Raw genomic sequence first — 20,060 nt, forward strand, 5'->3', positions numbered from 1 at the left:
ATTGTCGTTTTGCCGTCGAGGATAGCGGGAGGCGCGCCGTCGTACCAAATTCCAGTTGGGATTGATCGATGCCGAAATTGTATCGGTCGCTCGGAGGCTACCGCACCGCCGCCGTCACGCTGCGGGAGGGCAAATGGGGGCCGGGCGGTTGGCCGGGTGGACCGAGCACGGTCCATACGGCGACCGCAAGCAGCCCGCAGGTCAGGATGGTCCAGGCGATCAGTCGTCTCTGCATCAGGCCTAATCCGCCGGTCGAATCTCGATGCCTCGGGCAACGATCGTGCACCGCAAACCGCGGCGATCCTATGACCTCGTTCACAATGCGAACCAATGCCGCGCCAGCGCATTGAAGCATCATGCCCCGTGAAAACGATCTCGAAGGCAAGCCCGACATGGGCGGCAAGCATGGCGGTCAGCAAGGCCAGCCCAAGCCGCCGCCGCGCCCGCATCAGGGCGAGCGCGACGAGGATGTCGTGGCAAAGCGCCACACCGGTCAAACCGGTCGCAGCGCCCCGCCGACCAAACAAGAATAGCCCCGCATGCGCACCGGGAACGGCAGCCTCGCCTTGCCGTTACCCTGATCCCGCGGGCGGAGGAGATCGAGACGGAGGCTGGCACGTGTTTTGGATCTATTGGGACACCGCCTGGTCGCTGATCATCAGCGGCATCATGTTTGCGACCATCGTCAGCCATCCCGACGCCGAGATCGCCGAAGTGCGTGCCGCAAAAGGCATGATGTAGATTTTCTGTCGTGCGGCAAAGCGCGATGCGATCGGGTGATCGTCATCGCGCCTCGGTTCGCGCTGAGCATGATCCTTAAACCGCAGCAGACTTTGCGCCAACGCAGCCCTTCAGGTTCGGATCATGCTTCTAGCGGTCAGTAGTCCCAGAACGCCGGCACCCAGCGAAAGTGATCGCCGTCGACCGCCACCCGGCCGACCGATGGGAACGGCATGTGAGTGGCGACGAGGAGCTCTTCGTTCGCCGCCAGCTCCCGCAGGAGACGGACACGAACGCGGGCCGCCTCTTCGGGATCGTGCTCGAAGCCGTTGTGCCACTCGGGGTGATCGAATCCGACGGTGAACACGGCGTCGCCGGCGAATGTCAGCCGATCGCCGCCGGATGCCAGGCGGACCACGCTGTGCCCGGGGGTGTGGCCGCCGGTGCGCGTGACCACCACTCCCGGCGCCACCTCGTGCTCGTCCTCGAAGGTGCGCAGCTGGTTATGGTACTCTTTCGCGAACCGCTTGGCGGTTGCCCGAAGCGCATCCGGAAATCCCGGCGGCATCGCGACGTGGGAGAAATCGGGCGCCTCCCAGAACTTGACCTCGGCGGCTGCCACGTGGATGCGCAGGTCCGGGCGCAACCGGTCCCTGACCTCGTCGACGAGCAGGCCGCCAATGTGGTCCATGTGCATATGCGTCAGCACCACGTCGGTCACGGACCCAAGATCGATGCCGGCGGCTTCCAGTCGCTTGCTCAACTGCCCGGCCCGCGGCAGGTGCAAGTCAGGGTCGGACCCTAGTCCAGCGTCGACGAGGATGGTCTGGCCGCCGCTGCGCACCACGACCACGTTCAGCGCCCAATCGAAAGCATCCGGCGGCAGGAACATGTCCTTCAGCCAGGCCGCGCGGACGGCCGGGTCGGCGTTGTGGGCCAGCATCGCACCTGGCAGCGTCAGCACCCCATCGCTGATCACCAGCACGTCGATCTCGCCAATCCGCAGCGCGTAGCGCGACGGGACCAGCTCTTCGGGGCCCGGCCGGCCGAGGCGTGCAGTGTCGTGCAAGTTCATGTTCGTTGTCTCCTGAGTGTTGCGGATCGTCTGATTCATCTTTGGATGCTCCTTGCTCTGTCTTGACGTTCAGTTCGGGAAAAGACCGCGCGTCTTCCGTGGGCAGCGCGGTCAATGCTGGTGAGGTGTTCGGAGATGGGTGGCGCGCTCATTGCTGGTGCTGTCCCGTGATGATTTATCGAACGCGACGTGCGAGTGCCCCAGAGCGATTGCCGCCGCTATAGAGTGATTGCTGCCAACGCATGCGGGCAGCTATGCCAGTCCCAAGCCGCCATCGATCGCGACCACCTGGCCCGTCACCCATTCTGAGGCGGGGCCGGCGAGCCGGACGATCCATTCTGCGACATCGTCCGGAACGCCGCGCCGCCCGAGCGGTATGCGCGCGCGCTCCTGCTCCTTGATTGCGGCAGCCTGCTCCAGAGACAGCCCCATCATGCCAGTCAGAGCGCCAGATTCCGTGGGCCCCGCAGCGACCGCGTTCACGCGTATACCGACCGGTGCGAGCTCCAGCGCCCAGCAGCGAGTCAAGTGCTCCAATGCCGCCTTGCTGGCTGCGTAATGCGACAGGGCGCCCGCCGGCCTGTGACCGAAAGTGCTCGAGACATTGACGATGGTGCCCTGTGTCGCCCTGAGGTGAGGCAGAGCAGCAGCGGCGAGCAGACTTGGACCGATCACATTCACGGAGAAGATGTCCATGATCCGATCGGCCGTCGTGTCGGCCAGCGGGAGAATTGCGCCTGCGCCTGCGTTGTTGACCAAGGCATCGACCTTGCCCCAGGTATCGACCGCCTTGGCAATTGTGCGCCTGGCATCTTCGGCGGAGGCGACATCGGCAACCAGGCCGGCAATGTTTGCATGCTCGGCAACCGTTTCTTCGATAGGGCCGGGACGGCGGCCGGTCACGAGCACCTTGTCGCCTTGTCTGGCGAAACGTAGTGCCGCCGCGCGCCCGATGCCCGAGCTGCCTCCCGTCACGATGACGACATTTTCACTTTTCATGTTCGATCTCCTTCTTCGCTGACAGCGCAGTCCAGCCACGACCTAGAGGTCAGTCACGCGCTCCGGATCGGCCGAGGCCAGCGCGACGGCACGTTCGGCGCGCGGCGGGTAGATCCAGACGGTGTTGATCTCCCGTTTCGTCTTCTTGGCGACCTCGCCGACGATCTCCACGTTGCGCTCCCAGCCGCGCGTGAACAGCGCGCCGGCTTCGCCGAGATCGAGGCATGTGACATAGGCCTTCTGGTGATAGGGCCTGGTCGGCAGGCCCAGCAGCTCCGCGGCCGCATTGTTGCCGGCGAAGGCGCCCATCCGCGTGGCGTGCTGGCACGACATCAGCGCGTAATTGCCCTCGTCGTCGCAGGCGGCACGCGCCGCATCGCCGGCCGCGAACACGCCCTGGACGCCTGGCACCTGCAAGCAGCGGTCGACCAGCAAGCGGCCGAAACTGTCGCGCTCGGCGGGGATCTGCGCGGTCAAAGGCGCGGCACGAATGCCGGCCGCCCAGATCACCGTCTCGGTCTCGATGTGTTCGCCGCTGGACAGGGTGACGCCGGACTCGTCGAGCGAGGTGACGCCGGCACCGAGGCGGGTTTGAACACCGAGCTTGTGAAGGGCGTCCTCGATGACGGGTCGAGGGCCTGCGCCCATGTCGGGCGCGATCGCATTGTTGCGCTCGACGATGATGACGCGGGTCTTCGCGTTGGTACCGAAGATGTCGCGAAGCCGTGCCGGCATTTCCGTGGCGGCCTCGATGCCGGTGAAGCCGCCGCCGGCGACGACGACCGTGTCGCGCCCGTTCGTTGCCGGCCGCTTGGCGAGGCCATGCAGGTGCTTGTCGAGTGCGATGGCGTCGTCGAGCGAATCGACGCTGAAGCCATGCTCGGCAAGACCCGGAATATTCGGACGGAACAGCCGGCTGCCGGTGGTCACGACGAGGCGGTCGTAAGAGAGTGTCTTCTTCGTGCCCTTCGCGGTGGCGATCTTTACCATGCAGGATTTGGTGTCGACCGTCTCGGCGATGCCCTGCACATAGGTGACGTCGATGGCCTCGAGCACGTCGAGCAGGGGCGCCGTCAGGGTCTCGGGCTTCGGTTCATAGAGCCGCGGGCGAACCACGAGTGTCGGCTCGGGGGCCACCAGCGCGATCTCGAGCGCCTCCGGCGAGACGCCCTGGATCTCGCGCAGGCGGGCTGCGGAAAGGGCAGCGTACATGCCGGCGAAGCCGGCGCCGATGATGACTAATCGCATGGGTTTGCTCCTTGGTAGGCAGTTTCGAAAGTCCGTGCGCGAGCCGTCGCTGCTCCGTCGAGGGCCGCGTCCGGCGACGGCACGAAGAGATGAGAAGGGATGAAGTGAATCGCTGGTCTTAAGGCGCTACGCAGCGCGACAGCTGCGAACTCGATGGCCAGCCTTGGCGAATGATGACCGACTGAGCCGCCCTCGGGCTCCAGTCCTGGTAGGGAAGGCCGGAGCCGTCCCGGGTCATGATCGCCATCAGCGGGTAGGCTGGGTGCAGGGCTTGCGCGGGAATCTCCACCTCCTCGCCCGTCGCGGACGTGAAGCGAACGGCCAGCGAGAGTCCGTACAAGGTTGCAGTCGCAAGACCTCGGCGGCGCGAGGCGATCACCCTCCGGCTGATGAAGTTTTTCCAGGTCATCTTTTTCCAGGTCATCTTCGGTCTCCGTCGATTGGTCTGGGCATGGTGATGGTTTAGCGGATCGGATCTGCCGCAGCGCCAGAGCGATTGCCGTGATTGCAGCGCGATTGCTGCTAACGCTGGCGCCTGCGCCAATCGCTCGGGCTCTCGCCGGTCAGCTTCCTGAAGGCGGCTGCGAATGCCGTCTGCGAGGAATAGCCAAGCGCGGCTGCGATCGAGACCACCGCATCGTCACTGTCGCGCAGCATCTTCATGGCCTGCTCCAGCCGGTGCTGGCGGAGCCAGGCATGCGGCGACAACCCGGTGCTTTCCTTGAAGGCGCGGCAGAAGTGAAAGCGCGACAGACCGGCATCGGACGCCAGCGCATCGAGCGAGACGTCCGCATCACTGTCGGACCGCAATCGTTCGATCGCACGGAGCAGGACTTTCGGCGACAGCCCGCCCACGGTCGGCTGCAACGTGGTCGACGAGCCCGAATGGGCCGCCAGAACGCGCGTGGCCAGAAGATCCGTCAGCTGATGCCGGAACAGATTATCCAGCGCGCCATGGCCCTCCAGCGCGTCCGCCGCGCTCAAGAGCAGTCGGGACGTGATGGGATCGGGATGCGCCGTTCGCTCCAGCAGGTCGGCCGGTCCGGTGGTTCCGGCCTCGTCGGCAATGCGCTTCAGCGTCGCATCGGGAAGATAGAGCTGAACCACGTCGACGGGTTTCGGAATGTCCCACCTGGAGCTCGATCCTTCCGGAATGATGATCAGGACCCCGGGACGAAACGTACCGATCGCAACCGATCGTCCCGAGCGCCGCTCCATACGCTGCATCACGCCGTTGTAGGCCATGATCACGTGGTGGCTCATGGGCTCGACGACGTCGTGCAGTGGATCGTGTCTCCAGTGCGCGATGCCGGCGCCGGAGGCATCCAGCGCCATGCGAAATGGCTCGGTCCTGAGCACGCGCGCCATCTCCGCACCGGCGGCGCGCCGGTCGGAATGCGAGTTGTCCTCCCCCTGTCCGCCAGGTGCAGGTGGCAAGCCCTGCTGCGGGGGATCGCGCATGGGAGCGGAGTTTCCGGTCATAGTTGCGCCTCCTGATCAGTCGAACTTCAAATCAATCGCCCGTATTTGTACGGGCCGGCGCGCGTTCTATGGCTGTGAGGGCCCAGCGTATTGCCTGAAGCGGCCACGCTTTGTCCGATCCTGCTCCAAGCAGGCGCGGGGTTTCGCGAACGCACGATGGGCGGAGGGGGAGGGAAACGCTTTATGACAAAAGGCGTGACAGGCGGTCGCGTGCCATCAGTTCAACCGCATCACGAGCGGTTCGATGCCAATTCGTCACGGACACCGCGGATGGAGCGGCAGTCATGAGCGCGCGGCTCAAGCCGCCGCGGCCTGCGCCGACAAGAGCTGCTTCAGCTTCAAAGCCGGCACCGCGGGGCTGAACAGCCAGCCCTGCATCTGGCTGCATCCGAGCTGACGCAGCACCTCGCGCTGGGCCTCGGTCTCGACGCCTTCGGCGGTCGTCGCCATGCGGCGGGCGGCGGCCATGTGCACCACGGCCTGCACGATCGGCGAGGAATCCTCGGGCTCGCCGATGTCGCTGATGAAGCTGCGATCGATCTTGATCTTGTCGAACGGGAAGCGGTGCAGATAGCTCAGCGACGAATAGCCGGTGCCGAAATCGTCGAGCGCGATGCGTACGCCGAGCTCGCGCAGCTGCTGGAGGATGGTCAGCGCCTCCTCGTCGTCGCGAATGAGCACGGTCTCGGTGATCTCGAGCTCGAGCCGTTCCGGCGCCAGCCCCGACTCCGCGAGCGCGGCGGCGACCTTGAGCGCCAGCGTCCGCGACCGGAACTGCACCGGCGAGACGTTCACCGCAACGTGGATCTGGCCGGGCCAGCTCGCGGCCTCGGTACAGGCCTGCTTCAGCACCCATTCGCCGATCTCGCCGATCAGGCCGGTCTCTTCCGCAACCGGAATGAAGTCTGCGGGCGAAACCATGCCGCGTTCCGGATGGCGCCAGCGCAGCAGCGCCTCGCAGCCGGTGACGACATTGGCCGCGAGGTCGACCAGCGGCTGGTAGTGCACCTCGAACTCGCTGCGCGCGAGCGCCTGCCGCAGATCGAGCTCGAGCTGCCGGCGCGCCTTCGCCTTGGCGTCATATTCGGGGGAGAAGACGCGGAAGGTGCGGCGCCCTTCCGACTTCGCGGCGTACATCGCAAGATCGGCGCGCTTGAGCAGGTCGTCGATATTATCGCCATGGTCGGGCGCGATCGCGATGCCGATGCTGGCATCGGTCGGGATCTCCTGGCCCTTGCAGTTCACGGGTGTGCGCAGGGCATTCAAGATCGTTTCAGCCAGCGCGGTCAGCTGGGCCTGATCGTTGGTGCCGGCCTTGATGATGGCGAATTCGTCGCCGCCGAGCCGTGCCACCATGTCGTTGCCGCTGACGCAGGCGCGCAGACGGTTCGCGACCTGGCGCAGCAGCTCGTCGCCGACCTCGTGTCCGAGCGAATCGTTGACGCCCTTGAACTCGTCGACATCGATATAGAGGATCGCGAACGGCTTGCCTTGGGCAAGCTCGGCGACGCGGCGCTCCAGATGCCCGCGCATCAGCACGCGATTGGGCAGGTCGGTCAGCGCGTCGTAATGCGCCATATGGGCGATGCGCTCGTCGGCGCGAATGCGCGCGGTGACGTCGTCATGGGTCGCGAGCCAGCCGCCGGCCGCGCCCGGCTGGTTCTTGATCTCGATCAGCCGGCCGTCGGCGGTCTCGACGATGGTGCTCTGGGTGCGCCCGACATTGTTCAGGATGTCGTCGCAATAGGACGAGACGTCGCCGTGGAACGAGCCGGTGTCGTGGCGATGCTGGATCACGTCGCGGAAATGGGCGCCGGGCTTCACCACCTCGCTCGACAGAGCGTACATCTCGATATAGCGCCGGTTGCAGACGATCAGCCGCTCGTCCTGATCGAACATCAACAGGCCCTGCGTCATGGTGTTCATGGCGGTGTCGAGGCGCTGCTTCTCCAGCGAGAGCCGGTGCGTCACCTGGCGGAAGATCAGATAGAGCGTGAGCACGAGCAGGCCGATCGACAGCACGGCCACCGTGACGAAGAACTTCGTCTGCGTGCGCCAGGTGGCGAGCGTCGCATCCAGCGACTTGGTCGCAATCACGACCAGCGGCTCGCCGGTGAGGAGGCGCGAAGCGACGATGCGGTCCTTGCCGTCGATCGGGCTTGCGAGCTTCGTGGTGACGAAGGTGCGCTCGAACACCGCCATCTGCTCGGGCGTGCCCTTGCGGTAGTTCTGCCCGATGATCGCATCGACATGCGGGATGCGCGCGAGGAGCTGGCCGTTCTGGTGGTGCATCGCGATCGAGGATTCTTCGCCCAGCCCAGTCGAGGCGAAGAAGGATTCGAGCTGCTCCGGCGCGATCGCGCGCGAGACGAGCCCAAGGAATTCGCCGTGCGGGCCGGAGACGCGCCGGGCGAACACGATCGCCGGTCCGTTACCGAGGCGGCCCTTTACGACCTCGATCTCTTCCTGCGCGGCCGGATCGTTCTTGAGCCGATTGAAATAGCCGCGGTCGGCCACCGATATCTCGGCGACCGGCCAGCGCCGCGACGAGTTGATCAGCACGCCCTTGGAATCGAACACATTGGCGCCGGCGACGTCGGACCAGCCGCTGGCCTTTGCGCGCAGCACCTCGTGCATGGCGAGCGTGCCCATCTCGCTGCGGAACACCTCGGCGGATTCGATGCCGCGGCTTTCGAGCTCGGCGATGATGCTCTTCTGGAGCACCGCAAAGTCCTCGAACTCGCGGTCGAAATGCCGCGCCAGCATGCGGACGGAGTTTTCCAGGCTGTCGCGGCCGCTCTCGATCGCGTTCTGCCGGAAGCGGTCGACGGTGAGCGCGGTGCCGATGGCGGTCGCGGCCATCAGCACGAAGCCGCCGACGATCAGCCATGTCAGCGGTGCCCCGCGCCAGCGGCGCAGCAACGCGCGCATCCGCGCGGTCCATCGGATCGATGTGCCCATCCAGCCCTCCCGTGGGGCGCAAGATGCAGCAAAACCGACAAGACCCCGTTACCAGCAAGGGTTACGAAAATATGAATCGGAACGGAATCAGGGGGTTGTTCCCCGGCGTCACCGCCGGATCTCCCACCTCAAGGCTTCCGCATTCGCCTTGGCGAACATCGCCGGCACGTCGAAGGTCCCGGTCTTGAGATCATAGCGGCAGCGCCAGTCGGCGAGGCCCTTCATGGCGACGTTCTTCGGGTGCTTGTCCATTTCGCCCGACAGCGAGATCACGAGGTAACGGTTGTCGGGCCATTTCACGCCGAGCCCGCGATAGGCCTCTTCCGTGCCTTTCACGAGATTGGCCGAGATGTGGTAGTCGAGCTTCATCTTCCGCGTGTCCGGCCGGCTGTGGAAATAGGCCCAGGCGAGATCGCTGAGCGAATGCTTCGTCGCGCTGACGAAGGCGCCCTTCTCGACATGGTAGAGAAAGAGGTCCTGCTCGCCCGAGCCGGTCTTCTGCATCCGCACCAGCCATTGCGAATCGCTCGTGAAACGGAAGCCGGCCGGATAGCCCTGCTCGGGCTTCAGCTCGGTCATCCCTTCGCCGTGTCGCGCCCACACCTGCCATTTGACGTCGAAATCCTCGCCGTCCTTCATGTACTGCTCGAGCTTGGTGGTCTGGTCGGGCGAGGTGAAGCCGAGATCCTTATCGTCGGTGAGGACGAAGCCCGGCGGCGGGCCGGAGGCAGCAGGCGCAGGCGAGGCGGTCAGCGTCAGGGCGAGCGCCAGCCATGGCGCAGGGCGGCAAAATGCGTTCACGGGGAAAATCCTTAAAAAAATGGGCGCAATGCGGTCTCGTTGATTTGACGCCGACAGGGCCCTGCCGGTTCATCTCGGGCGCGGCTGCGCATCATCCCAACGATCGTCTTGCTGCCGCAGCGAAAACGGCGCAATTTGCTGCCCTCGGCTGATTTGCGTCCCAAGGTTCATTTCCGATGATCACCGCATCCAAGGCCTTCATTGCCTTCTGTCTGCTCGCGGTGGGCGGCACCGTGCTGGTGATCGGCCCCACCGAACTGCGCCGCCTGCTGCCGGGCGAGGCGAAGACCGAAATCGCCGCCAAGCCGGAGGCCAAGGCCGAAGCCAAAGTCGATGCCAAGATCGAGCCCAAGGTCGAAACCAAGCCCGAGCTAAAGCCGGAACCCAAGGCGGAAGAGCAAAAGCTTGCAGCCAACGCGCCGCCAGCCCCGGCCGCATCGCCGGCGCCCGAGCCGAAGGCGGGCGCGCTGGCCGAGACGCAGAAGCAGGTCACGGCGCTGGCCGATCTCGCGCCGGTCAAGCCGCCGGCGGCAGCGGCGGATGCGGGTCCCCGTTTCGACGTCGCGCGCATCGACGATCATGGCGAGGCGGCGGTGATCGCCGGCCAGGCCACGCCGGGTGCGAAGGTGGAGCTGCTGCGCGACGGCAAGCCGCTCGACACCGTCACGGCCGATGCATCGGGCCAGTTCGTGATGACCCCGCCGCAGCTTCCTGCCGGTTCCTACGAGCTGACCCTGCGGGCGAAATCGACCGACGGGACCGTCACGCAATCCAGCCGCAGCATGCCGGTGACGATCGCCGAGGCCGCGCCGCCGCCGGCACCCGCCGTGCGGCAAGAAGCGAAACAAGAGGCGAAGCGGGCCGAGAAGACCGACGACAAGCCTGAAGTCGTGGCCTCCTTGCCCTCGGCGTCGCCGCACCTGGCCTCAGCGCCCGACAGGCCCGCGGCTCGGCCCAGATTGATGGGTGCTCCGAAGCCGAAGGTGCTGGCCCGGGCAGCGGGGACGGCTGTCGCATCGGCTTCCCCCGCCGACGCACTCAGTGGCACACCCGCGGAAGCGGGTGGCAGCCGTGTGATCTCCCGCGGCGACAGCCTGTGGGCGCTCAGCAAGCTCGCCTATGGTGACGGCGCCCGCTACGCCGTGATCTTCAACGCCAACCGCAACAAGATCCACAATCCCAATTTGATCTATCCCGGCCAGACCTTCGTGATGCCGCCAAAGGCGCAGTGACGGGCACGGTCTTTCCTCTCCCTCTCGCCACAAAGCGGTCCGCAAGCAGGGGAGAGATAAGCTCGCCCGCGACGCTTTGCCCTCTGTGGTTCCGGAACTATCGGTTCCCCCGCGCGTCATTGTGATGCGACGCAGTGCGCGCTTGGCGTTGGGAGGAGGCCGAGGTGGTCAGGTCAGTTTTCATGTCCGGACGCATGGGACTGGCGCTGGCGGGTGCTGCCCTCATGTTTGGGGCAGTGCTGCTACCTGACAAGGCCGAGGCCCAGTTCGGATTGCGCGGCGGTCCGCTCGGCGTGGCACGTTTTGCCGTCGGCCACATGATCGGCCTGTCGCGCTTGCGCCAAGCCCGCATGGCGGTGCGCGGTGGCCGATACCGCTCGGCCGCGCTGAGGTCGCAGGATCCCCGCGGCGCCGAGCGCGGCCAGCCGGCCAACCCTTACGTCCTGCGTGCGGCGCTCACCGCGCAGGCCGCGCTGTCGGGCTGGCAGGGCGGTCGCCGTCCGCAGGGCTGGTGGCGCCACCCCGATGGCAGCTATGGCTGGGTCGGCCCGGTGTTCTGGCCGTTCGCGCATGACGATCTCACCACCGCGATCATCTTCGGCGACACCACCAGCCTCTCGCTCTATGGCTATGGCGACATCTATGCCGCCATCTTCACGCCTTATGCGGCCACGGAGCTTGCCGCCTACACCGCGCCGCAAGGCCGGCGCGCGCGGCGGCCCCCGTCCGCAGAGACTCTTTGCGAAGCCAGCGACACCGGCGGTCTGCCCGTCGAACGCATCACTGCCGCCGTAGCGCCGAACGAATCGCAGCGCACCGCGCTCGACGAGCTCGCATCCGCCTGGAATGCTGCGCGCGACACCATCCGGGCCGCCTGCCCGGCGCAGGCCCCGGCCACCGCCGCCGAGCGCCTCGGCCTGATGCGCGAGCGGCTTGAGGCCATGATCAAGGCAATTGACGCGGTCGCGCCGCCGCTTGCGAAATTCGTCGGCCTCCTCAAGGACGACCAGAAAGCCAGACTCAATGCGCTCGGCAATGAGCGTCGCGCCGCGCTTGCCGCGGCTCAGCCCAAGGACGCGCAGGCGGCCGCCGCCTGCAAGCCGGGCTACGATCCCCGCTATGACGAAAAGGCGCAGCGCCAATACGAGCAGCTGGTGCAGCAGCAATGGCCCGCGAATGACATCGCTTCCATGCTCAAGCTCGACGAGACCGCCCGCGCCCGCTTTGAGGTGCTCCAGGATACCACGCTGCGCACCATGGAGACGCTGAGCGCCTGCCCGGCGGAAACCGCCGCGACACCGCAGGCCCGCCTCGCCGCCGTGAAAGCGCGGCTGGAGACGATGCTGCAAGCGGTCGGCGGCATCAGCGATGCGCTCGACGATTTCGAGGCCGATCTGAGCGACGAGCAGAAGGCCGGCTTCGAGGCGATCGGACCGAAGCGGGGGGCGTGATCACCCGCACGCCCAGTCGAACTTCATATCCCTGAAGTCGAGCTGCGCATTGCCGCCGCCAAAATTGTAGCCGCCGAAATATTCCTCGAACTCGATGTAGAACGGGCTCATCTCCGGCACCGCCTGGCACGGCCGCATGGTGCCGCCGAGATGATTGTGGGCGTGGTCCTTGCTCCAATCGTGCAGCCGGAAATTGTCGCGGCCCGGCACGCCGCCGACGTAATAGTAGTAGGGCTGATAGCCGGTCGGCGCCTTCTCGCGTGTGTGCTCGTCCTGAGGGCCCTTGCCGGCGTTCGGATCGCTCGCGCGCGGCGTCAGGGCAATCGCGCGATTTTCAATGAGAGCAGCGCGCGGAGCGCTGGCGAACATCTTCTGCCCGTAAGGCGGCGCGGCTTCGAAGAAGGCGCTGGCGCCGCCGACGTCGAGCCAGCGCGGCCGCTCGGCCGTCGCAAGCGTCAGCGGCGCCGGCGGGTTCGCGAACGCGCCCTCATATTCGGCCTTGGTCAGCAGCAGCGCGGCATATTCATAGTCGAGGATGTCGGTCATCCGCGACAGCCGCGGATGCGCTGATAGCGCCAGCACGGCCTCGCGGATTTCGGGATCATCAGGCGCGCCGCCGTCATTGTGATCGGGCGCGGTGGCAAAGAACGACACCGCGGCGATGTCTTCGCCATGCACGCGATAATCCTCCGGCAGCAGAAGCGTAAAACCGTGCATCAGCGGATAGCCGCTGACCGGATCGAGCGGCCATTGCTCGGATGTGATGCCCGGCGGCAGCCCATAGACCCAGCCATGATCGCGCGCGCGGTCGGCGGGACGGTCCAGCATCTGCAAATCATAAGCACGCGAAGGCAAGGCAAACGCCACAGGTCGTCTCCATCCGGATTTTCGCGAAGCGAGGATTGGTCGCAGGGACGCGGGATATGGTTCGTGGGAGGGTGAATTGCGCGAGATCCTCGGCTTCGCCGGCGCGCCTCCCAAGACGAAGGCATCGGCTGCAGGCCTCTTGAGGAGAAATGATATCCGTTTTATGATATACAGTAGCTGATGTATATCATGGAGGGTCCCGTGCTCGTTTCCAAATGGGGAAATAGCTTGGCGGTTCGCCTGCCCAAGGCGCTTGTCGAGGCTCTGAATCTTTCGCCCGGCGACGAGCTCAACGTGGTGGAGGCCTCGAAGGGCCGGCTCGCAGTAGAGAAGATCGACAAGCGAGCGGAATTTCTCAGGCAGGTGGAGCAGTTCCAGTTTCCCCTGCCCGAAGGCTACAAGTTCGATCGCGATGAGGCGAACGAGCGGTGAGCGCCTTCTTCGACAGCAATATTCTGATCTACGCCTATTCGACCGACACAAAGCGCCAGCGAGCGCTGAACACGATTGCTGGCGGTGGTGTCATCAGCGCGCAGGTGCTCAACGAGTTCACCAACGTGTTGCGTAAGAAGCAGAAGCAGGATTGGCCAATGATCGAGGCAGCTGTGCAGTCCCTCCGCTTTCGCTTTCCCGACATCTTGCCGCTGACATCACACACGCACGCCGCGGCGCTTGCGCTTGCCAGCGGTCACACCCTTGCCTTTTATGATGCGCTGATCGTCGCTGCGGCGGTCGAGGCCGGCTGCGACACGCTCTACAGCGAAGACCTGCAACACGGCCGCAGCATCGGCGGGCTCACCATCGTCAATCCGTTTCTCGGGAGCGCACCGTGAACGCCCAGACTCACGTCGCCAAGATCTGGAATTTTACGCATCTGCGCGATCAGCCTGAGCGCCCGATCATGTCAAATCACGCCAGCACCCGCGCGAGACCCGTCTAACTCATTGATCTCACAGACCCCACCTACTGTGCATGGGGTTGTTTTTCGACTTTTTTGTTTTGGCTAGCCTCGCCGCCGCGCCGCCGCGGCATCCACCACGTTCGCCATCTCCTCGCGCCAGTTCAAAATCTCCATCGCCAGCACGGGGTGATTGAAGCCCTTGAGCTGGAGGTCGTCGAGCGCGCGGGCTTCGACCCACGGTTCGACCATGCCGTAGACGCGGCGGCTCACCACGATCTGGTTGGGCTTGGCCTCGCCGCAGAGGCGGGAGGCGAGGTTGGTGACGCTGCCGATCGCGGCATATTCCAGCCGCTGCTCGAAGCCGACCTGGCCGAGCGTCGCGTAGCCGAGCGCAATGCCGATGCCGAAGCCGAGGCTATGTCCGCGGTTGCGCCAGCGCTCGGTCAGCGGGCCGATGGTGTCGCGCATCTCCACCGCCATCTTCACCGCGCGCTGGATGTGGTCCTCGAATTGAATCGGCGCGTTGAACAGGATCATCACGCCGTCGCCGGCATATTTGTCGAGCGTGCCCTCATATTTGAAGATCAGCTTGCCGAGCGCTGCGTGATATTCGCGCAGCACGTTCATCGCCTCTTCCGGCTCGGTCGCTTCCGTGAACGCGGTGAAGCCGCGCAGGTCGCAGAACACCACGGTCACCTCGCGGCGTTGGCTGGTGAGCAGCCCCTCGGGGCTGTCGGAGGAGGCGATCAGCTGCGCGACCTGCGGCGCCAGGAAACGCTCGAGCTTGCGGATGCGCTCGATCTCGCCGAGCTGGGTCTTGACGCGCGCCTCCAGCGACTTGTTCCAGTCCTTGAGCTGCTCGGTCTGCTCGCGCAGCTTGTCGGCCTGGGCGCGCACGGTCTCGTTCGCCGTCTCCAGCGCGTGGCTCTTGTGGTCGACCTCGGTGAACAGCCGCGCATTGCGCATCGCCAGCACCGCCTGGTTGGCGAAGGTACGCATCAGGCCGATGATGCTGGGGGCGAATGCGCCGCTGGCACGGCGCAGCACCACCAGCGAGCCGAGCGTGCCCTGCTGGTCGACCAGCGGCACCACCAGCACGGAATGGAAGCCGGCATTGACGGCAGCGTCGCGCAGCGGCTGCTCCGTGGCATCGTCGAGATCGGCCAGCGCGATCGGCTCGCCGCTCCCTGCCGAATCGCTCAGGATGTTCTCGCCTTCGTCGATCGTGACATGCGCGCCCTCGGCCGATTTGCCGATGCCATTGGCCTCGACCAGGTTGAAGCGGCGCGCTTCCGCGTCATAGCCGTAGATCAGCACGGCATCGGCACGGGTGATCTCGATGGCGCGGGCCGCGATCGTCGGCAGCACGGCATTGAGATCGAGCGAGGAGGCGACCGCGCGGCCGACCTCTTCCAGCACCTTGAGCTCGTGGATCGACTGCGCGAGATCGCGGGTGCGCTCCTCGACCTTGGTCTCCAGGTTCGAATAGGTCTCCTGGATCTGATCGGCCATGCGGTTGAACTGGCCGGCGAGGTCTTCCAGTTCGTCGGAGGTGTGGACGTCGATGCGGTGGCTGAAATCGCCCTCGCCGAGCTTGTGCGCGCCGTCGCGCAGCGCCGTGATCGGGATGATCATGCGGCGGGCGAGCAGCGTGCCGGCGAGGATCGCGACCATCAGCCCCACGCCGATCAGCAGCGCGATGCGCACCAGCTGGTCGCGGATCGGCATCAGGGCCTGCGTGGTCGGCTGCTCGAACAGCACGCTCCAGCCGAGCTTCGGCACCGTGCTCGCGGCGCTCATCACCGCATGGCCGTTGAAATCGGTGCCGGACGTGTCGGGCTCGCGGCCAGGTGCGATCGCGGCCGCGACCTGCGGCAGCTTCGACAGGTCCTTGCCGATCTCGGGCCCTTTCGAGGATGTCGCCAGCACGCGGCCGCGCGGATCGACCACATAGGCGAACGCGGCCTTGCCGACCTGGGCGTCGGACAGGAAGTCGGAGAGGAAGCTGAGATCGATCTCGGCAACCGTGACGCCGGCGTTGAAACCGGAATGCGCCACCGAGATCGACATCAACGGGGTCCGGTCGGCGAACCAGGCCGGCGCGTAGCTGACGCCGCGGGCGACGGTGTCGGTGAAGCGCATGTCGCGGGAGAGGTCGGCATTGCTCCCGGTCGTGGTCGACTGGCGCGAGACGCGCAGCACCTCGCGGCCCTCGCCATTGAGCTGGAACAGCTGGTTGACGACTGAGACCTGGTGCAGGAGCGAGGCGTAGTCGGCACGGCGCTTTTCGAGCGTGTCCTGGCTCGCCCGCGTCACCCAGCTGATCTGACGCTCGAGCTCCGAGATCGATTGCTCGATCCGCCGCGCGGCGCCTTGCGCCTTGTCCTCCAGCCCGTCGGTCAGCGACGTCCGGGTGGCGCGGTAGGAGATCCAGGTCTCCATCGCGCCGTTGACGGCGAGCACGAACACGACGAGGCCGACGAGGGAGACGACATATTTGGCGAACAGGCCCTCGCGCAGAAACCGTGTCTTGTCGTTCGCTCCTGCCATCCCGATCCTCTCGCGCCGCCATTGACGCTGCGCGCTGCCGGCCGTACGGGCCCTTTCGAGCCCGTTCTACCACAATTTGGGCCAGGGGATTGCCGAGCGGCCGGCCGAGCCGCCGTTGTGGTTACCCGCTATGGACGCCAGAAGCGGTGACAAAGGGGCAGGTGGAAAAGCGGTTGAATTGCCGCAGCCTGCGCGTTGGTCCGCCCCTCATCGATTGAAGAGCTGCCGCAGCACGTCGTTCATTGGCTGACTGTCCTGCTGCGCGACCGGCGGGTCCTCCGGGGCGGGACCGGAAGGTGAGGCCTGTGGGGCCGGCGTGGATGGCGTTGCCGGCAGGCTGCGGCTGCGGCCGGCGCCGGTGTTGGATCCCGCACCGCTGGAAAGCCCCTGCTGGATCAGATTGCCGATCGCTTCGCCCAAGGGACCGCCGAGCAGATTGTTCTGTCCCGGCTGCTGACCTTGCGGATTGGCATTGCCGGTCGCGTTGCCGCCGCCCGGCGTGGTGCCGCCCAACCCGAGGCTGCCCAGGATATTGCCGAGCCCGGCGCCATCAGGGCCGAACAGGCCCTTGCCCATCTCGCGCAGCTTGGCATAGGCGGCGTCCGGATTGTCCAGCACACCGGCCATGTCTGGATAGATCCGCGGTTGCGACCAGGTGCCCTGGATCATCACGGGAATGCCGAAGCCGACCGGATCGGAGGTGCGGCCCTGGCCCTCGGTCGTCATCACGAGCTTGGGCTCGACGCGGAAGCCCATCATCTTGGTGTCGAGGGCGATGGTGCCGGCGCCGGTCACGCGCACCAGCGGTCCGATCAGATTGAGATCGGTCGTCACCGCCTGGCCCTTGTCGATGCGGAACGAGGCCGAGAGCTGCGACAGGTCCGTGCTCTGCTCCTGGCCGGGGTCCTGGCTTTCTTGCCAGCCGGACAGCGTGCCTGTGGTCAGCGAGCGGATCATCTGCGCAACGTTGATGCCGCGGATCGCGCCGTCCTGAAAATTGACGAAGGCCGTGCCCTGCATGTTCGCCATCAGCGCGCGCTGGCTGGCGCCGGCGCTGCGCAAAGCGAGCTTGGCCTGCAGCTTGCCGTCGATCCGGTCGAATTCGGCAAGGCCTTGCAGCAGCGGCCGCGCGCGCACGCCGACGAGATCGGAATGCATGGCAAAGCTCGGCGCGCCGGTGGTCGCATCCAGGATCACCTCGCCCGAGACCTGGCCGCCATAGGCGCCGAGATTAGCGGTGCCGGCCTTCAGTACGCTGCCGGCGAGTTTTGCATCGAGCGCGAGCGGCGAAAGATGGGCATCGCCGATCACGGCTTCGTTCGCGGAGATCCTGACTTGCGCATCGACATAATTGAGCCCGGAGACGTCGATCGGCGCATTGCTCCAGGGTTGTCCGGCCGTGCCTTCCGGCGATTTCGCCAGCGGAATCGCGAGCCGCTGGAAGTCGAGATCGACCTTGACCAGCGGCTTGCTCGCGATGTCGACCGAAGCCCAGCCGTTGAAGGCGCCGTCGCCGAGCCTGCCGTTCACGCCGTTGATCATCACGACATCGCCGCTCATCCGCATGTCGGCGTGACCTGCGAGCTGGGATTTCAGCACGTCAGGCATGTCGATGGCGAAGTCGACCGGAATCGTCGGCCGGTCGCCGGGCGCCGTCGGTGGGGTTGCCTTGATATCGAACTTGGTCGGGTGCTCGCCGACGCGCGCGGTGCCGGTGATGTTGACCTTGCGGTCGCCGCCAACGACGGCATCGGCATTGATGGCGCTGATGCGGCCCTCGACGCGATCGCGTATCCGCGCGAATGCCACCTCGCCGTCGATGACCTTGACGCGGTCGATGGTCGCGCCCCCTGTATCGAGCGCGAGCGGCTTCGACGCGGTGCCGGCATTCGGCAGGCGCTCACGCAGCAACGGCTGGTAGAGCACGGGATGGGTGACGACGAGCTCGCTGATCGCAGGGCGGCCCGACCACACGCTGGAGAGCGACATGTCGGCCTGCACGCTGTCGACCGTCAGGCGCGTGATGCCGCTGCGGTCCTTCGGGTCTTGCAGCGTGAGGTCATTCAGGGTGACGTTCAGCGTCGGCCACAGGCTGATCTTGGTAGTGCCGTCGATCGACAGGCGATAGCCGGTCGCGCTCTCGACCCGCGCGGCAATCGTCGAGGTCAGGAAGCCGGACGGGATTCCGACCACCAGCAGGACCGCGATCGCGATGATGACGACAGCCAAAGCCGCGCCGGCGAATTTCAGTGCTCTCATGTCGACTTCCCAACGACGGACGATCGGCAGCGAACCCGGCGGATTAACCGTCCTTTGCGCCCGTCTTTTGTGCCTGAGTTTATCCCGGGACGGGAAGCGGCTCCAAGCGCGCAAAAATAGTCGGGGGGTGCTGCAAAGTTATGTGACTTATGACACACTTCTCCGGCGCGGTTTTACGCGATCCTGATGTTGATGGTTCCAAGCGATTTGCCAAGGACATTCACGAGTAAATTGACGAGGACATTGAAATGAGCAAGCAGGCCGAATTTGCGGTCATCCTGAAGATGAACGCGATGTTCGCGGATCTCGGTGCGGACGAACTCCAGCGGCTGTCCAATCTCTGCCACACCCAGCATCTGGGGAGCGGCGAGGTGCTGTTTCAGAAGGGCGATCCCGGAAACGCGCTGTTCGGCGTGCGGCGCGGCCAGGTCCGCATCGAGACCGGCGCCTCCGACGGCAGCCGGCTGACGCTGAACTTCATGGGGCCGGGCGACCTGTTCGGCGAGGTCGCGGTGCTGGACGGCCAGAGCCGCACGGCGGATGCTACCGCAGGTGAGGCGAGCGAATTGTTCGTGCTGCGCCGCGAAGATTTCCTCGGTTTCCTCGAGCGCGAGCCAAAGGTCGCGATCAAGATCATCGCGCTGCTCTGCCAGCGCATCCGCTGGCAGAGCGAGCGCATGGAGGAATCCATGCTGCAGCCGCTGCCGGTGCGGCTGGCGCGGCGGCTCTGCGCGCTCGCCGCCGATTTCGGCTCCGAGGTGCACATCTCGCAGGAGCAGCTCGGCGTCTTCGTCGGCGCCGCCCGCGAGAGCGTCAACCGCCAGCTTCAGGCCTGGCGCAAGGAGGCGATCCTGGATCTCCAGCGCGGCCGGATATTGCTGCGGAACATGACCAAGCTGACGGCGATCGCGCGGAACGAGTAGAGACTTCAGGTGCGTTCCTCACGACCGTGCCAGAGCCGAGTGATGAGAATATCGCCCGACTCCTCAACAATGACGTATCGCACGATGTAACCGGAAGAACCGAACCGGACGATAATCTGGCGGATGCTGTCATCCTCCGTTGGTTTGCCAAGGGATGGGAATTCCGACAGCCGATCGATGGCTGTCCAGATTAATCGCAGGGCACGTGTCGCGGCTTCGGGATTGACTGCGTCAAGGAAGCTTCGCAGCCGCTCAATATCCTCCAGAGCGGCCGGCGAAAGCAGGATCATTTGATCTTGCGTGGTTGTGGGCGAGGCAGCTCGTTGGCTGAACCCCAGCTTGCCACCCATGCTTTGACGTCGTCGAGGGGCACGGCAAGTCCGGTGCGCTTGAATTCCTCATAGCGATCGCGATCCTCTGCGAGATCCGGACCTGAAAGGTCGATGACTGAATCCAGCAGCGCGACGGCCTCGGCGAGCACCGTTGCAACATCCTTGCCGCGCTCAGAGGCGATCTCCCTGAGACGGGCATCAGTGTCAACGTCGATTTCAAGCGTGCGGCTTACGAGGTTCATGCTCAAAAGATAACACT

General features: G+C 65.5%; 20 protein-coding genes. 7 read left to right on the forward strand and 13 right to left on the reverse strand.

Annotated elements, in window-relative coordinates; all coding sequences use genetic code 11:
* Positions 1–97 precede the first annotated feature (97 nt).
* On the reverse strand, positions 98–235 hold the full coding sequence (locus tag LRP30_RS01330) for a hypothetical protein (RefSeq protein WP_249759095.1): 138 nt from the start codon (positions 233–235) through the stop codon (positions 98–100).
* Positions 236–356: 121 nt separating this feature from the next.
* On the opposite strand from LRP30_RS01330, the gene LRP30_RS01335 reads away from it, so the two are divergent.
* Together LRP30_RS01335 and LRP30_RS44895 are read left to right on the forward strand one after the other, a co-directional pair.
* The gene (locus tag LRP30_RS01335; protein WP_164939125.1) at positions 357–533 is read left to right on the forward strand and encodes a hypothetical protein; all 177 of its coding nucleotides are present in this window, start codon (positions 357–359) and stop codon (positions 531–533) included.
* 85 nt (positions 534–618) lie between these two features.
* Positions 619–741: a hypothetical protein gene (locus tag LRP30_RS44895; protein ID WP_256477651.1), complete on the forward strand. Its 123-nt coding sequence runs from the start codon at positions 619–621 to the stop codon at positions 739–741.
* A gap of 136 nt (positions 742–877) precedes the next feature.
* On the opposite strand, the gene LRP30_RS01340 is transcribed toward LRP30_RS44895, so the two are convergent.
* The 7 genes from LRP30_RS01340 to LRP30_RS01370 form a co-directional block, all read right to left on the reverse strand.
* Positions 878–1,834 (reverse strand): MBL fold metallo-hydrolase, encoded by a 957-nt coding sequence (locus tag LRP30_RS01340; protein ID WP_249759096.1) that lies wholly within the window; start codon positions 1,832–1,834, stop codon positions 878–880.
* 213 nt (positions 1,835–2,047) lie between these two features.
* On the reverse strand, positions 2,048–2,794 hold the full coding sequence (locus LRP30_RS01345; RefSeq protein ID WP_249759097.1) for an SDR family oxidoreductase: 747 nt from the start codon (positions 2,792–2,794) through the stop codon (positions 2,048–2,050).
* Between the two features lie 42 nt (positions 2,795–2,836).
* Positions 2,837–4,042 (reverse strand): NAD(P)/FAD-dependent oxidoreductase, encoded by a 1,206-nt coding sequence (locus LRP30_RS01350; protein WP_249759098.1) that lies wholly within the window; start codon positions 4,040–4,042, stop codon positions 2,837–2,839.
* Positions 4,043–4,160: 118 nt separating this feature from the next.
* Positions 4,161–4,466, reverse strand: a complete 306-nt coding sequence (locus LRP30_RS01355; protein WP_249759099.1) for a hypothetical protein — start codon at positions 4,464–4,466, stop codon at positions 4,161–4,163.
* A gap of 98 nt (positions 4,467–4,564) precedes the next feature.
* Positions 4,565–5,524, reverse strand: coding sequence for an AraC family transcriptional regulator (locus LRP30_RS01360; protein ID WP_128943444.1), 960 nt, complete (start codon positions 5,522–5,524; stop codon positions 4,565–4,567).
* Between the two features lie 297 nt (positions 5,525–5,821).
* Entirely contained in the window at positions 5,822–8,485 is a 2,664-nt protein-coding gene (locus LRP30_RS01365; RefSeq protein ID WP_249759100.1) for an EAL domain-containing protein, read from the reverse strand.
* 108 nt (positions 8,486–8,593) lie between these two features.
* Positions 8,594–9,286 (reverse strand): hypothetical protein, encoded by a 693-nt coding sequence (locus tag LRP30_RS01370; protein ID WP_249759101.1) that lies wholly within the window; start codon positions 9,284–9,286, stop codon positions 8,594–8,596.
* Positions 9,287–9,462: 176 nt separating this feature from the next.
* Between LRP30_RS01370 and LRP30_RS01375 the strand changes: the two genes are divergently transcribed.
* Both LRP30_RS01375 and LRP30_RS01380 read left to right on the forward strand, forming a co-directional pair.
* The gene (locus tag LRP30_RS01375; protein ID WP_249759102.1) at positions 9,463–10,518 is read left to right on the forward strand and encodes a LysM peptidoglycan-binding domain-containing protein; all 1,056 of its coding nucleotides are present in this window, start codon (positions 9,463–9,465) and stop codon (positions 10,516–10,518) included.
* Positions 10,519–10,700: 182 nt separating this feature from the next.
* A complete protein-coding gene (locus LRP30_RS01380; RefSeq protein ID WP_249761980.1) occupies positions 10,701–11,969 on the forward strand; it encodes a Spy/CpxP family protein refolding chaperone in 1,269 nt (422 codons plus the stop codon).
* Here LRP30_RS01380 and LRP30_RS01385 read toward each other — a convergent pair whose 3' ends face one another.
* Positions 11,970–12,797, reverse strand: a complete 828-nt coding sequence (locus LRP30_RS01385; protein WP_249759103.1) for a hypothetical protein — start codon at positions 12,795–12,797, stop codon at positions 11,970–11,972.
* 240 nt (positions 12,798–13,037) lie between these two features.
* On the opposite strand from LRP30_RS01385, the gene LRP30_RS01390 reads away from it, so the two are divergent.
* The gene (locus tag LRP30_RS01390; protein ID WP_091897901.1) at positions 13,038–13,268 is read left to right on the forward strand and encodes an AbrB/MazE/SpoVT family DNA-binding domain-containing protein; all 231 of its coding nucleotides are present in this window, start codon (positions 13,038–13,040) and stop codon (positions 13,266–13,268) included.
* The gene (locus LRP30_RS01395) at positions 13,265–13,669 is read left to right on the forward strand and encodes a PIN domain-containing protein (RefSeq protein ID WP_091897895.1); all 405 of its coding nucleotides are present in this window, start codon (positions 13,265–13,267) and stop codon (positions 13,667–13,669) included. The genes LRP30_RS01390 and LRP30_RS01395 overlap by 4 nt, the downstream gene beginning before the upstream one ends.
* A gap of 170 nt (positions 13,670–13,839) precedes the next feature.
* On the opposite strand, the gene LRP30_RS01400 is transcribed toward LRP30_RS01395, so the two are convergent.
* Both LRP30_RS01400 and LRP30_RS01405 read right to left on the reverse strand, forming a co-directional pair.
* A complete protein-coding gene (locus LRP30_RS01400) occupies positions 13,840–16,287 on the reverse strand; it encodes an adenylate/guanylate cyclase domain-containing protein (protein WP_249759104.1) in 2,448 nt (815 codons plus the stop codon).
* Between the two features lie 207 nt (positions 16,288–16,494).
* On the reverse strand, positions 16,495–18,546 hold the full coding sequence (locus tag LRP30_RS01405) for an AsmA family protein (RefSeq protein ID WP_249759105.1): 2,052 nt from the start codon (positions 18,544–18,546) through the stop codon (positions 16,495–16,497).
* A 248-nt stretch (positions 18,547–18,794) separates the two neighbouring features.
* Here LRP30_RS01405 and LRP30_RS01410 point away from each other — a divergent pair, with 248 nt between their 5' ends.
* Positions 18,795–19,469 carry a Crp/Fnr family transcriptional regulator gene (locus LRP30_RS01410; protein WP_128930729.1) on the forward strand — a complete coding sequence of 225 codons (675 nt, stop codon included), beginning with the start codon at positions 18,795–18,797 and terminating at the stop codon, positions 19,467–19,469.
* Between the two features lie 5 nt (positions 19,470–19,474).
* On the opposite strand, the gene LRP30_RS01415 is transcribed toward LRP30_RS01410, so the two are convergent.
* Both LRP30_RS01415 and LRP30_RS01420 read right to left on the reverse strand, forming a co-directional pair.
* Positions 19,475–19,759 carry a type II toxin-antitoxin system RelE/ParE family toxin gene (locus LRP30_RS01415; protein WP_128930730.1) on the reverse strand — a complete coding sequence of 95 codons (285 nt, stop codon included), beginning with the start codon at positions 19,757–19,759 and terminating at the stop codon, positions 19,475–19,477.
* Entirely contained in the window at positions 19,756–20,043 is a 288-nt protein-coding gene (locus tag LRP30_RS01420; RefSeq protein WP_128942620.1) for a hypothetical protein, read from the reverse strand. The genes LRP30_RS01415 and LRP30_RS01420 overlap by 4 nt, the downstream gene beginning before the upstream one ends.
* Positions 20,044–20,060 lie beyond the last annotated feature (17 nt).

The organism is Bradyrhizobium sp. C-145 (assembly GCF_023375135.1).
GTDB classification, from domain to species: Bacteria; Pseudomonadota; Alphaproteobacteria; order Rhizobiales; family Xanthobacteraceae; genus Bradyrhizobium; species Bradyrhizobium zhanjiangense.

Excerpts from the sequence above, each read along its gene's own strand:
- LRP30_RS01410 (WP_128930729.1), top strand. The coding sequence starts at position 18,795 with ATGAGCAAGCAGGCCGAATTTGCGGTCATCCTGAAGATGAACGCGATG.
- LRP30_RS01365 (WP_249759100.1), bottom strand. The coding sequence starts at position 8,485 with ATGGGCACATCGATCCGATGGACCGCGCGGATGCGCGCGTTGCTGCGC.
- LRP30_RS01350 (WP_249759098.1), bottom strand. The coding sequence starts at position 4,042 with ATGCGATTAGTCATCATCGGCGCCGGCTTCGCCGGCATGTACGCTGCC.
- LRP30_RS01385 (WP_249759103.1), bottom strand. The coding sequence starts at position 12,797 with ATGCTGGACCGTCCCGCCGACCGCGCGCGCGATCATGGCTGGGTCTAT.
- LRP30_RS01335 (WP_164939125.1), top strand. The coding sequence starts at position 357 with ATGCCCCGTGAAAACGATCTCGAAGGCAAGCCCGACATGGGCGGCAAG.
- LRP30_RS01405 (WP_249759105.1), bottom strand. The coding sequence starts at position 18,546 with ATGAGAGCACTGAAATTCGCCGGCGCGGCTTTGGCTGTCGTCATCATC.
- LRP30_RS01330 (WP_249759095.1), bottom strand. The coding sequence starts at position 235 with ATGCAGAGACGACTGATCGCCTGGACCATCCTGACCTGCGGGCTGCTT.
- LRP30_RS01355 (WP_249759099.1), bottom strand. The coding sequence starts at position 4,466 with ATGACCTGGAAAAAGATGACCTGGAAAAACTTCATCAGCCGGAGGGTG.
- LRP30_RS01345 (WP_249759097.1), bottom strand. The coding sequence starts at position 2,794 with ATGAAAAGTGAAAATGTCGTCATCGTGACGGGAGGCAGCTCGGGCATC.
- LRP30_RS01375 (WP_249759102.1), top strand. The coding sequence starts at position 9,463 with ATGATCACCGCATCCAAGGCCTTCATTGCCTTCTGTCTGCTCGCGGTG.
- LRP30_RS01400 (WP_249759104.1), bottom strand. The coding sequence starts at position 16,287 with ATGGCAGGAGCGAACGACAAGACACGGTTTCTGCGCGAGGGCCTGTTC.
- LRP30_RS01340 (WP_249759096.1), bottom strand. The coding sequence starts at position 1,834 with ATGAATCAGACGATCCGCAACACTCAGGAGACAACGAACATGAACTTG.
- LRP30_RS01360 (WP_128943444.1), bottom strand. The coding sequence starts at position 5,524 with ATGACCGGAAACTCCGCTCCCATGCGCGATCCCCCGCAGCAGGGCTTG.
- LRP30_RS01420 (WP_128942620.1), bottom strand. The coding sequence starts at position 20,043 with ATGAACCTCGTAAGCCGCACGCTTGAAATCGACGTTGACACTGATGCC.
- LRP30_RS01415 (WP_128930730.1), bottom strand. The coding sequence starts at position 19,759 with ATGATCCTGCTTTCGCCGGCCGCTCTGGAGGATATTGAGCGGCTGCGA.
- LRP30_RS01380 (WP_249761980.1), top strand. The coding sequence starts at position 10,701 with ATGTCCGGACGCATGGGACTGGCGCTGGCGGGTGCTGCCCTCATGTTT.